We start from the raw sequence: 12,118 nt of genomic DNA, 5'->3' as shown, positions 1-12,118 counted from the left end.
CTTTCAGCGCCAGGCACTTTTACTACGTTACCCGCTCGTTTCCACCCTGTCAAACCGATATTTCGCGGTTCGACATGCTTCATCCGATAACGCGGATAGTCTTGCTTGCTCGAGTCCACGATGACGCACGTCGTTACCGACGTTCGTTTCTGTCGTGGGAAGCCGCAGACCGGCCGATCGCCGCTTCGCGGCTCTCCGCCCGGCTCCTGCCGGCTTCGAAACTCTACCCGGTCGGCTTCGCGTTCGCAACCCCGTTTCCGGAGTGTTCCGCACCGCCCGATCCTCAGTCTCGCTCGGCGTTGCCGCCACGAGCCTGGCGCCCGTTCTCGGCCGGTTTGTCCGGCCTCCCCCGTGCAGAGAGAAAGTTACGCGGACGGCCCGGAGAAGGCAAATCAGGGTTCATCACTGGTTCGGACGAGGAGCCGCCCGCCGGTTCCTGGCACCGCCGAGCTGCCAGCCACTTCGACTCCCCGGCACAGCCGAGGACGCGGGCCACCTCGACGTGCCAGAGTGTCAATCATGGATGAGTCCGGGCAGGGCACCAGGGTGTTCGCCGAGCAGGCGCTGCTCGGTCTCATCGGGCCGTTCTGGCAGGTGGTGATCGGCACGGTCGTGCTGGTCGTGCTGGTGCTCTCGGTGGGACGGCTGGCCCGACGGGGCAGGTCCCGGATGACCACGGCGCTGCTGGTCACCGCCGCGGCGATCGCCGGGTTCGCGGTGATCGGCGTCCTGCTGGAGGGTTGAGGTTCGACGCCGACGGTTGGCCCGCCGCACAGTTCGACGCCGACGGTTGGCCCGCCGCCCGCCGCGCAGCTCACCGCCGGCGGTTGCCGCCGCGCAGCTCAGAGCCGCGGTTGTCCGGTCTGGCGCCTCAGAGCCGACGGTTGGCCAGGCTGGGCAGCTCGGCGCGGATCGTGTCGAGCCGCTCCAGGTCCAGGTCGACGACGGAGACCCCCGGACCGTCCGGCACCTGGCCGAGGACCGTCCCCCACGGGTCGACCACCATGCTGCGCCCGAAGCAGGTGCGACCTGGCTCGTGGTCGCCGGTCTGACCGGCCGCCGCCACGAAACACTGGTTCTCGATGGCCCTGGCCCGCAGCAGGACCTCCCAGTGATCCCGGCCGGTGTGCATCATGAACGCGGCCGGAACCACGAGCAGTTGAGCGCCACCATCGGACGCGAGCAGCCGGTAGAGCTCCGGGAAGCGCAGGTCGTAGCAGATCGACAGGCCGACCCGTAGCCCCTCGACGTCGACCACCACGGGTTGGGCCCCGGGCGCGACACTCGCCGACTCCCGGTAGGAGACCCGACCGGGGATCTCCACGTCGTACAGGTGGATCTTGCGATAGCTCGCGGCCAGAGTGCCGGAGCGGTCGAAGACCAGCGAGGTGTTCCAGGTGTGGTCCGGGTCCGGGCCCGCCTCGTGGAACGAACCGGCCACCAACCAGATCCCGAGCCGCCTGGCCACCCCGGCGAAGAAGCTGCCCACCTCCCCGTCGACCGGCTCCGGTTCGGGCAGCCCAGCGGCAGGACCCAGGTAGTCGACGTACTCCGGAAGGACGGCAAGATCCGCGCCGCCGGCGGCGGCGCGCTCCAGCAGGGCCTCCGCGGCCGCCAGGTTCGCCTTACGGTCGTCCCGGGCGTTCAGCTGGCAGACGGCGACACGCATGAGCACAGGGTACGGCTGGAGGCCGTTCACGGACAGCGCCACGGCCGGACCGGCATCGGGGCGCGGTCACCGACGACGAATGGTGCTCAACACGATCCCGCCGGCCGCTCAGGATCGAACGGCCGGCGGGACACGGAAAGGATCAGGCGGACTTGTCTTCGCGGTCGCGCCGAGCCCGACGCCCGGTGAACTCACGCGGCACGATGGTCGGGTTGACGTTCTCCAGGACAACCTCGCGCGTGATCAGCACACGGGCGGCGTCGGGGTTGCTCGGCACCTCGTACATCGCGGAGAGCAGAACCTCCTCGATGATGGCCCGCAGACCACGGGCACCGGTGCCCCGGAGCATCGCCTGATCGGCGATGGCCTCCAGCGCCGGCTCGTCGAACTCGAGCTCGACACCGTCCAGCTCGAACAGACGCTGGTATTGCCGGACCAGGGCGTTGCGCGGCTCGGTGAGGATTCGAACGAGGGCGCTGCGGTCCAGGCTGCGAACGTTGGTGATGACCGGCAGCCGGCCGACGAACTCGGGGATCAACCCGAACTTGAGCATGTCTTCCGGCATGACCTGGCTGAAGATGTCATCGGTCGACCGCTCCGAGACCGACCGGAGCCGGGCGCCGAAACCGGTGCCACCCTGCCCGGTGCGGGACTCGATGATCTGGTCGAGGCCGGCGAACGCCCCACCACAGATGAACAGCACGTTCGTGGTGTCGATCTGGATGAACTCCTGGTGTGGGTGCTTACGGCCACCCTGCGGCGGCACGTTGGCCACCGTGCCCTCGAGCATCTTGAGCAGGGCCTGCTGCACGCCCTCACCGGAGACGTCCCGGGTGATCGACGGATTTTCCGACTTGCGGGCGATCTTGTCGACCTCGTCGATGTAGATGATGCCGGTCTCGGCCCGCTTGATGTCGTAGTCGGCGGCCTGGATCAGCTTGAGGAGGATGTTCTCCACGTCCTCGCCCACGTAGCCCGCCTCGGTCAGCGCGGTGGCGTCGGCGATGGCGAACGGGACGTTCAACATCCGGGCGAGGGTCTGCGCCAGGTGGGTCTTGCCGCACCCCGTCGGGCCGAGCAGCAGGATGTTGGACTTGGCCAGCTCGACGGCGTCACTGCCGGAGCCCGGCGCACCGGCCGCCTCGGCCTGGATCCGCTTGTAGTGGTTGTAGACCGCTACGGCGAGCGCCTTCTTGGCCTGATCCTGACCCACGACGTAGGTGTCGAGGAACTGGCAGATCTCCATCGGCTTGGGAAGCTCTTCCCACTTCACCTCGCCGGACTCGGCCAACTCCTCTTCGATGATCTCGTTGCAGAGATCGATGCACTCGTCGCAGATGTAGACCCCTGGGCCCGCGATGAGCTTCTTGACCTGCTTCTGCGACTTGCCGCAGAAGGAGCATTTCAGTAGGTCGCCGCCGTCACCGATCCGTGCCACCTACGTTCTCCCTGCACTCATCGGCCGGAGACCCGGCCCTGACCTGCGGACGTTGCGCGCCGCCCGGTTTGGTTCGCGCCGCCGGCCCGGCCGGCGAAGCGGTACGGACCCGACGTTACCCGCTGGCGGGGCATTCTCCGACCCCCAAAACGGGTGTGTCAGAGGTCGGCCGGGAACGAAAGCCCCGGCCAACCTCTGACCCGGTACGGCTCAGCGAGCGGCGTTGGCCGCCAGCAAACCCTTCTTGCGGCTGGTCAGAATCGTGTCGACCAGCCCGTACTCCTTGGACTCCTCGGCCGTCATGATCTTGTCACGGTCGATGTCCTTGCGAACCTGCTCGATCGGGCGGTTGCAGTGGCGGGACAGCATGTCCTCCAGCTGCGTCCGCATCCGCAGGATCTCCCGGGCCTGGATCTCGATGTCCGAGCCCTGCCCGTAGCCGCCCTCGGTGGCCGGCTGGTGGATGATGATCCGCGAATTCGGCAGGGCCATCCGCTTACCCGGAGTGCCCGCCGAGAGCAGCACCGCCGCCGCGCTCGCCGCCTGCCCGAGGCAGACCGTCGAGATGTCCGGACGGACGTACTGCATGGTGTCGTAGATCGCCGTCATGGCGGTGAACGAACCACCCGGCGAGTTGATGTACATGATGATGTCGCGGTCCGGGTCGGTGCCCTCGAGCGTCAGCAGCTGGGCCATCACGTCGTTGGCCGACGCGTCGTCCACCTGGACGCCGAGGAAGATGATCCGGTCCTCGAAGAGCTTGTTGTACGGGTTCGACTCCTTGACCCCGTACGACGTGCGCTCGACGAACGACGGCAGCACGTAGCGGTTGTGCACGGCCGCGAACTGGGGCGGCAGGCTCAGATCGGTCATCGTCAGCTCCTCAGCTCAGGGTCCCGGCGCCATCCGGGACCTGTGCGGCCCCGATGATCACCTTGTCGATGAAGCCGTAGTCCATGGCCTCCTGGGCGGTGAACCAACGGTCCCGGTCCGAGTCGGCCTCGATCTGCGACTGGCTCTGGCCGGTGTGGTGCGCGACCCGCTCCTGGAACATCCGCTTCGTGTAGAGCATCTGCTCCGCCTGGATGGCGATGTCGGACGCCGTGCCGCCCAGACCACCGGACGGCTGGTGCATCATGATCCGGGCGTGGGGCAGGGCGTACCGCTTGCCCTTGGTGCCCGCGCAGAGCAGCAGCTGACCCATCGAGGCAGCCATGCCCATCGCCACGGTCGACACGTCGTTGTCGATGAACTGCATGGTGTCGTAGATCGCCATGCCGGAGTAGACCGAGCCACCCGGCGAGTTGATCCACAGGTTGATGTCGCGGTCCGGGTCCTCCGCGGCGAGCAGCAGCAGCTGCGCGCAGATGCGGTTGGCGACCTGGTCGGTCACCTCACTGCCCAGGAAGATGATGCGTTCCTTGAGCAACCGGTTGTAGACCGAGTCGTCGAGGTTGCCAATGGAGTCGCCACCGCGCGCGTCAATCGCCCGGAGCGACTTCTTGGGGATGTGCATGTCGGTCATGGCAGCCCTTCGCTCTCCGTACCGTCTTTCCCGACACTAACCGCTGTGCGGGGCGGCAGAGTCCCGGTCGGGGCAGTGTTCGCTCTCAGCGCAGCTGTGTCGGGCGCACCCGCGGCGCGGGCTTCCGGGCGTACCCGGCAGTGCTTGCTGCCCGGGACCGGGCAGTGCCTGCTGCCCGGGCGGACCCGGGAGGGAAACGGCCGCCGCCCGCCGCTGAGCGGTGGACGGCGGCCGCACCCGACGATCAGTGCTGGTGGTTGTGCTCGGCCTCGTTGGCGGCGCGCAGCGCGTCGAGGGTGATGCCGTTGCCGGCCGAGTCCTTGATCGTGATCTTCTCCATGACGGCCGCGAGCGCCTTGCCCCGCCGCACGTCCCCGAAGACCGCGGCGGCCGCGCCGGAGCGCACCAGCTGGTCGTAGTACTGCTGCGGGGCCATCCCGGCGCGCTGCGCCCGGTGCACGATCTCGTGCCCGAACTCGTCGTCGGAGACCTGCACGTCCTCGGCGTCGGCCAGCGTGTCCAGCAGGAGCTGGACCTTGACGCCCTCGGTCGCCGCCTCGGTCAGCTCGGCGTCGATCTGCTCCTCGGTCTTGTCCTCGGCCGCGAGGTACTCCTCCATCGAGGCGCCGATCCGCTCGAGCTGGTCGATCATCGCCTGCTTGCGGCTCTCGACCTCCTCGCGCACGACACCCTCCGGGGCGGGGATCTCGGCCGCCTCGACCAGCTCGGCCAGGGCCTTGTCCCGAGCGGCGTAGATCTGCTCGACCTGCTTGCCCTGGGTGACCCGGTTGCGCAGGTCGCCGCGCAGCTCCTCGATCGTGTCGAACTCGCTCGCCATCTGGGCGAACTCGTCGTTGAGCTCCGGCAGCTCCTTCTCCTTGACCGTGCGCACGGTCACCGCCACGTCGGCGTCGCGACCGGCGAAGTCGCCGCCGACCAGCTGGGTGGTGAAGGTGGTGTCGTCACCGGCGGCGAGGCCGACCACGGCCTCGTCCAGGCCCGGCAGGAGCTGCTTGCTGCCCACCTCGTGGGAGATGTTGCTGGCCTGACCACCCGGCACGTCCTCGCCGTCGACGGTGGCGTTCAGGTCGATCTGGACGTAGTCGCCCTCGGCGGCGGCCCGCTCGACGGTCTTGAGGGTCGCGAAACGCTCCCGCAGGTTCTTCACCTGCTCGTCGATCTCGCTCTCGTCGATCTGCAGCTCGTCGACGGTCACCTCGATGGTGCTCGCGTCCGGGATGGTGATCTCCGGGCGGACGTCGACCTCGGCCGTGAAGTTCAGCGAGTCACCGTCGTTGAACTCGGTGATCTCGACCTCCGGGCGCCCCAGCGTCTTCAGGTCGTGCTCGCGGACGGCGGCGAGGATGTTCTCCGGGATGGCCTCCTGGACCGCCTCGTTGAGGACGGTGCCCCGGCCCACCCGCTGGTCGATCACCGCGGTCGGCACCTTGCCCCGGCGGAAGCCCGGAACCTGGACCTGCGAACCGATCTCCCGGTACGCCTTCTTGAGGCTCGGCTCGAGCTCGACGAACGGCACCTCGATGGCGAGCCGCACGCGCGTCGGGCTCAGAGTCTCGACGGTGCTCTTCACAGGCGTACTCCTTGACGGATCTCAGTTGAGTCTGGGCGTGATTCAGCCCATCGAGTGTAGGCGAGCCGGCCTGACGCTCCGGCATCGCCCGGGAGCCGCACTGGGCGGCACCCGGGGCGGCCCGGCCGCGGACGACAGTCGGGGTGGCGGGATTTGAACCCACGGCCCCTCGCTCCCAAAGCGAGTGCGCTACCAAGCTGCGCCACACCCCGTGGCGACGTGCAGTCTATGCCGTCGCCACGCCTCAGTCGGTGCCGGGGCATCCCCCACCCGGACACATCACCCGAAAATTACCATTAGCCCCCACTCCCGGACCGCCAAGATCCGCACAACGTCACGGATGTGATGGTCTCCCCGCAGGGCGAGGCCACTACATCCCGGACGTCGCGCGGATCTTGGGTCGCGGTGCCGCCGGGTCACGGACGACGCGACGCCGCCAGGCGGTGACGCGGTTACGCGTCGGGCAACAGCATTGGGTACGCTAGGGGCGCGTCCGGTTTCGGCGGGATGCACGCGGGCGTAGCTCAATGGTAGAGCTTCAGTCTTCCAAACTGACTACGCGAGTTCGATTCTCGTCGCCCGCTCCAACGCACGAAGGCCCAGGTGGCCCGCACGGTGGCGGCACCTGGGCCCACTCGGCGAGGCCGAGTCGCCGTGTCACTTCAGGTGGAACCGCTCGTCTGCCGCGAGGGCTGCCAACTGCGGCACGGAGAACGGCAGCTTCGTCAACCCCGGCCGGCTCTCGTCCAGCCGCGCGCCCTGCGCCACGAAGACCACCACGCCGTCCGGGTGCCGGTACGCCGACCACTGGTCGAGCCGATCGTCGCGACTCGGTCGGACCACCACGCCGACCCGCACGGCGCCGACGGTCTCGACCTGACACTCGCCCCGCATGCTCCAGAACTTCTGGGCCAGGTCGCACGGCTCGGTCGGCAACGGGTTGCCGGCAGCGTGCACCTCGACGATCACGCGCCCGGTGCCCCCACCCTGGGCCACCGCCACCGAGGACGAATAGCTCCACACGTCGACGCCGTCCACCTTGTCCTCGAACTGCGCCTGGTGGGTCCGCAGCGTCCGCTCCTCGGCGGACCGGTTCGGCGGGTCCTCCGGCGTGCTGTAGCCGGACGGTACGACCGAGACGGCCTCGGTGAGCAGGTGAGCCCCCTGGTCGTACCTGGATCCGGCCCGCGCGGTCCGGTCCTCCTGCGGTTGCCCGTCCGGCCCGGTCGGCCACGGTTGCTTGGTGTCCGGAGAAGCCGGTGGCCCCTGCCCCGCCGGCTGGTAGACGTGGCCGTCCGGGGTGGCCACGGCCGCGAAGCCGGTGACGGCCAGCACGACAGCCGCCGAACCGAGGGACGCCCACAGCGCCCGTCGGCGGAAGTGCGTCCGCCGTGCCGCGCCGAGCGCGGCTGTCGTACTCAATGGTGGTGGTGGGGTTGTCTCCGCCATCTCGCTGCGCAGCATCTCGCGCAACTCCTGCTCGTTCATCGCTCCCCCATCTCGATCCCGCTGTAGGTGGGTGTCAGGAGGCCGCGCAAGGTCTCGAGCCCGCGTGCCGCCTGGCTCTTCACCGTCCCTGGAGAACACTCCAGCAACGCCGCGACGTCCTCGATCGACAGGTCCTCCCAGTACCGGAGAACCAGCACGGCCCGCTGACGCGGCGCCACCCGGGCCAGCGCCTGCAGCAGCACCAGCCGGCTCTCCGGCGAGTCGGACGGGGCCACCTGTTCGGTGTCCTCGCCACCCACCCGTTCCCGCCGCCACCAGCCGCGGCGGCGCTCGTCGAGGAAGGTCCGGATCAGGATCCGGCGCACGTAGCTGTCGAGCACCTCGTGCCGCGAGATCCGGTTCCAGACCCGGTAGAGCTTGACGAACGTGGTCTGGACCAGGTCCTCGGCACGGTGCCAGTCGCCGCACAGCAGGTACGCGGTGCCGCGCATGGCACCGGACCGTGCCGCGAAGTACTCGGCGAACGCCTCGTCGCGGTCGCTCATTCAGGCCTCCGATCCCCGTTTCGAGGTAGTCACGCGGGGTCTGGCTCAGCGGGTTGCTCCGGAACTCGCGCAGATGTCACCGGGATCAACGCCGAACGACGTCCGAGGGCTACCGGCGTGGCCAACGGCGTCGACCATCTTGACAGGTGTCGATCTGTGCACTGGTGTAAGGACCAGACACATCGACGTCCGTCACAGGAGGGCACATGATCGTCCGACGACGGTGGACAGCTGCCGCCACCACAGTGATCCTGTTCAGCGCAGTGTTGTCCCATCCGGCTTCCGGCGCGGCGGCACCCGCCACCCCGGCCGCCCCGATCTCCCTGAGCGCCACCGAAACCGCTGTGGTCCGAGTTCAGCTCCGTGACCAGGCCCAGCTGGACCGGCTCGTCGCCACCGGCGCGGACCTGGCCAACCGGCCCCGGACGCGGGACGGCCGGATCCTCGCCGACCTGGTGCTCAGCGGCACGCAGCTCGGCGAACTGACCGCGCAGGGCGCGACGGCCGTGCAGATCGTGCAGCGTGCCGGGGACGGCGACCGGCACTACACCGACAGCGTCCGCGCGGCTCAGGCCCGCACCGCCGCCGGGCTGCGCGCTCCGGCCGCGGGTCAGCGGTCCACCGCCGGCGCCGCTGCCGTGGACACCCTCCAGGTGCAGCAGGCGTACTGGTGGACCACGACCGGACAGACCTTCCTGCAGGCCCAGGTGGCCACCACCGCCACCGACGACCCGGACGTGGAGATCACCGTCAGTTGGCGTACGGCGGACGGCGCCACCGGCTCGTTCCCGCTCTACCGGTTCGAGGACTCCGGCGAGTACCAGTACCACTACGCGCTCCCCCAGCCGGTGCCGAGCCGGCCGGTTCAGCTGAGCGCCACCTCCAGCCTCGGCGGGGTCAGCCGGGCGATCACCCCGACGCTCTGGCCGAACGCGTCCCCGCCGCCACTGCCGGCCGGCTACCAGAAGGACTTCATCGACGCGTACCTGACACCGGTGGACATCCAGGCGCGGATCAAGCGGCTGGCCCGCCAGTACCGGGACCTGGTGGACGTGATCGACCTGCCGAACAGGACCCAGGGATACCGACGCACCGCCGCCGGCTACCTGGGCGACCCGGCGGTGGCCGCCCTGGTCGTCGAGTCGGTCCGCTTCGGCGACCAGAACATGAACGGCGTACAGGTGCGGACCGTCGACCCGGGCCGGGCGAACCGCCCACTGACCGTCGGCTATCGCGACCGCGTCCTCACCGTGTCACTGGCCACCGACACCGCCGGCAGGACGGTGAGCACCACCGACGAGGTCGCGGCGGCGATCAACGCCCGACAGCCGGACCGGTTCCGGGCCACCGTCGAGGACGGCTCGGCCGGGCTGCCGATGCCCGTCGCCGGCCCCACCCGACTCGACGACGGCCTCCAGGGCACCGAGGTGCCGGCACGGCCGTGGACGGTGCAGGCGCTGCGCCTCGGCGTACATCGGGACGGCTCCCGGGTCGGGGTGCTCGCGTACTCCCAGGAACACGCCCGGGAGTGGGCCACCCCGCTGGTGACGCTGGAGTTCGCCGAGCGGATGCTGGCCAACGCCCGGACCGACCCGGCCACCCGTGAGCTGCTGGAGCAGGTCGACATCTTCGTCATTCCGGTGGTCAACCCGGACGGCGCGAACTACTCGTTCAACGACTTCAACTTCCAGCGCAAGAACCTCGTCAACCACTGCACCGGTGCGGCCCGCGACCCGAAGAACCGCACCTCGTGGGGCGTCGACCTGAATCGCAACTACACCGTCGGGTCGTACTTCGACGGCTACGTGGGCGCCAGCGCCAACTGCCTGTCCGGCACCTACGCGGGCACCGCCGAGCTGTCCGAGGCGGAGAGCGCCAACGTGATCGCGCTCGCCCAGGACCACCCGAACATCAGGTTCGCGATGAACGTGCACTCCTACGGCGGGTACTTCATGTGGCCGCCGGGGGCGTACCGGGCCGACGGCAGGGTCACCCTGCCGCGACCGTCGATCGACGAGTCGACGTTGTTCCTCGACAGCGCCCGGCGGATCGTCGGCGCCATCGCCCAGGAGCGCGGCACCGTCACCTGGCCGTCGCAGACCGGACCGGTCGCCGACGTGCTCTACTCCGCCGCCGGCAACTCGGCCGACCAGCTCTACTACGAGCTGGGCATCTTCGCCTGGGACTTCGAGGTCGGCAACGACCGGTGGAACCCGGCGACCAACCAGTGGGAGGGCGTCGGCTTCCAGCCGCCGTTCGACGAGGCGCACGGCGAATCCCAGGAGTACGCCGGCGGGCTGGTGGAGATGGTCCGGGTGGCCCGCGACTACGCCGCCGCCGAGGCCGCCGCCGGCTGACCCGCGGATCCCGTACCGCCGACGGCAGCAGCCGGCGGCGGTACGGCCCGGGGCGCGCGACTCGCCGTGACGGACGGTAAGCCGATGGTGATCACAGACGTTGACGTGTTTTCATGTCAGCACGCCTGCGCCGACCCGGGACATCGATGACTGAGCAACCCACACCTGATCACCTCGTTGTGGTCGACGTGTTGACGCAGGGTCTGAGCCACCTGCTACGCGACGAGGATCCGGAACTGGCCCGATGGATCGAGGAACTGGTCGCGACACTGAAGAGTCCCCGGCAGACGACGCTGACCGGCTGGAACAGCTTCCTCGACCCCGGCGCCGACTCCAGCTGACCCGCTCGGAGTTCACCCGCCTGGCCGACGGCGGAGCTGGCCCGGCTGCCGTCCGCGCTCTGCGGCGCGCGCAACGCAACCGAACGATGCTCGTCCTCAAGAGCCTCGCCAACACCGACGACGCCCTGGCGGCGTCGGCGCACCTGCTCGGCCACGCCCACCACCTCGACCCCGCCGCCGCGAACGTGCTGCTCGACCATCCGTGGCTGGCCGTCTGGGCGATCGATCGGGTCCGGCACGGTGCCACCGACCGGCCCGACTACCTTCCGTTCGCGGCGCTCGCGGCGGCCGCCCTCAGCGGACGGTCGGACACGGCGGTGCAGGTCACGCCGCGCGCGGGCCTGGTGCCGGTGCCGGGCCTCGGGGTACTGCGTCGACGCGGTGGCAGCACGACGGTGACGCCGGCCGACCTGTCCGGGCGTCGGTGGACGCCCACCCGCTGGTGGCGCTTCACCGAGCAGTCGGTCACCCTCGACCTCCGCGTCGACGACCTGGACCCCTACCGCGACTGCTTCGGCCTGCCGGTCGCCGCCCGGCTCTCCGCCGCGCAGGCTGCGGAGCTGGAACGGTCCGTCGGGCACGCCTGGCACCTGCTCGTCGGGTACGCCCCGACGCACGCCGCCGAGGTGGCCGCCGGGATCAACACCTTCGTACCGTTGGCCGACGGCAGCGAGCGCGGGCACAGTGTCACGCACGCCGACGCCTTCGGGGCGTTGGCCGCCGACGCCAACCTCGGCCCGGTGGATCTGGCCGTGACGATGGTGCACGAGCTGCAACACAGCAAACTCAACGCTGTCCTCGGCCTGGTCCGGCTGCACGACCCCGCCGACCCGCAGCGGTACTTCGCGCCCTGGCGTCCTGACCCGCGTCCGATCGGCGGGCTGCTGCACGGCACCTACGCGTTCACCGCCGTCGCCGAGGTGTGGGCCGCGCTGCGCGCCCATCCGGAGCTGGCGGCCCAGGCCACCGCACGGTTCGCTGTGGTGCGCGCACAGGTGGAACGCGCCCTGGTCGAGCTCGCCCGGGCCGGTAGTCTCACCTCGGCCGGGCGGCTCTGGGCAGATCGCCTGGCCGAACGGATCGGCCGGCTGGCCGCCGTGCCGGTCCCGGCGTCCGCCGACGCCGCAGGGCGGTGGGAGGTGGCGGAGGCCGAGCGCGCCCGCCGACCGACGATCCCCACCGGATGAACGGCCGCCACCGGTC

At 69.8% G+C, this 12,118-nt stretch carries 11 protein-coding genes and 2 tRNA genes; 5 read left to right on the top strand and 8 right to left on the bottom strand.

Going from position 1 to position 12,118, the window contains the following annotated elements; genetic code table 11:
• Positions 1-519 precede the first annotated feature (519 nt).
• Entirely contained in the window at positions 520-744 is a 225-nt protein-coding gene (locus AB0877_RS29280) for a hypothetical protein (protein WP_366612776.1), read from the top strand.
• A gap of 127 nt (positions 745-871) precedes the next feature.
• On the opposite strand, the gene AB0877_RS29275 is transcribed toward AB0877_RS29280, so the two are convergent.
• The 6 genes from AB0877_RS29275 to AB0877_RS29250 form a co-directional block, all read right to left on the bottom strand.
• Positions 872-1,669, bottom strand: a complete 798-nt coding sequence (locus tag AB0877_RS29275; protein WP_366612775.1) for a carbon-nitrogen hydrolase family protein — start codon at positions 1,667-1,669, stop codon at positions 872-874.
• A gap of 142 nt (positions 1,670-1,811) precedes the next feature.
• The gene (gene clpX / locus AB0877_RS29270; RefSeq protein ID WP_355010117.1) at positions 1,812-3,107 is read right to left on the bottom strand and encodes an ATP-dependent Clp protease ATP-binding subunit ClpX; all 1,296 of its coding nucleotides are present in this window, start codon (positions 3,105-3,107) and stop codon (positions 1,812-1,814) included.
• 210 nt (positions 3,108-3,317) lie between these two features.
• Positions 3,318-3,980: an ATP-dependent Clp protease proteolytic subunit gene (locus AB0877_RS29265; RefSeq protein WP_030333536.1), complete on the bottom strand. Its 663-nt coding sequence runs from the start codon at positions 3,978-3,980 to the stop codon at positions 3,318-3,320.
• Positions 3,981-3,990: 10 nt separating this feature from the next.
• Positions 3,991-4,632: an ATP-dependent Clp protease proteolytic subunit gene (locus AB0877_RS29260; RefSeq protein ID WP_007464111.1), complete on the bottom strand. Its 642-nt coding sequence runs from the start codon at positions 4,630-4,632 to the stop codon at positions 3,991-3,993.
• A gap of 244 nt (positions 4,633-4,876) precedes the next feature.
• Positions 4,877-6,223, bottom strand: coding sequence for a trigger factor (gene tig, locus AB0877_RS29255; protein ID WP_366612774.1), 1,347 nt, complete (start codon positions 6,221-6,223; stop codon positions 4,877-4,879).
• A 138-nt stretch (positions 6,224-6,361) separates the two neighbouring features.
• Positions 6,362-6,435 (bottom strand) — tRNA-Pro (locus tag AB0877_RS29250).
• Between the two features lie 301 nt (positions 6,436-6,736).
• On the opposite strand from AB0877_RS29250, the gene AB0877_RS29245 reads away from it, so the two are divergent.
• A tRNA-Gly gene (locus tag AB0877_RS29245) sits at positions 6,737-6,810 on the top strand.
• 70 nt (positions 6,811-6,880) lie between these two features.
• Here the strand turns inward: AB0877_RS29245 and AB0877_RS29240 are convergent.
• A complete protein-coding gene (locus AB0877_RS29240) occupies positions 6,881-7,711 on the bottom strand; it encodes a hypothetical protein (RefSeq protein WP_366612773.1) in 831 nt (276 codons plus the stop codon).
• On the bottom strand, positions 7,708-8,217 hold the full coding sequence (locus tag AB0877_RS29235) for a SigE family RNA polymerase sigma factor (protein ID WP_366612772.1): 510 nt from the start codon (positions 8,215-8,217) through the stop codon (positions 7,708-7,710). The genes AB0877_RS29240 and AB0877_RS29235 overlap by 4 nt, the downstream gene beginning before the upstream one ends.
• A gap of 206 nt (positions 8,218-8,423) precedes the next feature.
• Here AB0877_RS29235 and AB0877_RS29230 point away from each other — a divergent pair, with 206 nt between their 5' ends.
• From AB0877_RS29230 to AB0877_RS29220, 3 genes are all read left to right on the top strand, one after another.
• Positions 8,424-10,574: a M14 family zinc carboxypeptidase gene (locus tag AB0877_RS29230; protein WP_366612771.1), complete on the top strand. Its 2,151-nt coding sequence runs from the start codon at positions 8,424-8,426 to the stop codon at positions 10,572-10,574.
• A gap of 146 nt (positions 10,575-10,720) precedes the next feature.
• Entirely contained in the window at positions 10,721-10,915 is a 195-nt protein-coding gene (locus AB0877_RS29225; protein WP_366612770.1) for a hypothetical protein, read from the top strand.
• A gap of 86 nt (positions 10,916-11,001) precedes the next feature.
• Complete coding sequence (locus AB0877_RS29220; protein ID WP_366612769.1) at positions 11,002-12,102, top strand: HEXXH motif-containing putative peptide modification protein; 1,101 nt, start codon at positions 11,002-11,004, stop codon at positions 12,100-12,102.
• Positions 12,103-12,118 lie beyond the last annotated feature (16 nt).

It is taken from the genome of Micromonospora sp. NPDC047644, from assembly GCF_040704315.1.
Taxonomy (GTDB): domain Bacteria; phylum Actinomycetota; class Actinomycetes; order Mycobacteriales; family Micromonosporaceae; genus Micromonospora.
The sequence above is the reverse complement of the archived record's forward strand: the minus strand, read 5'-3'. Positions and strand labels throughout refer to the sequence as shown.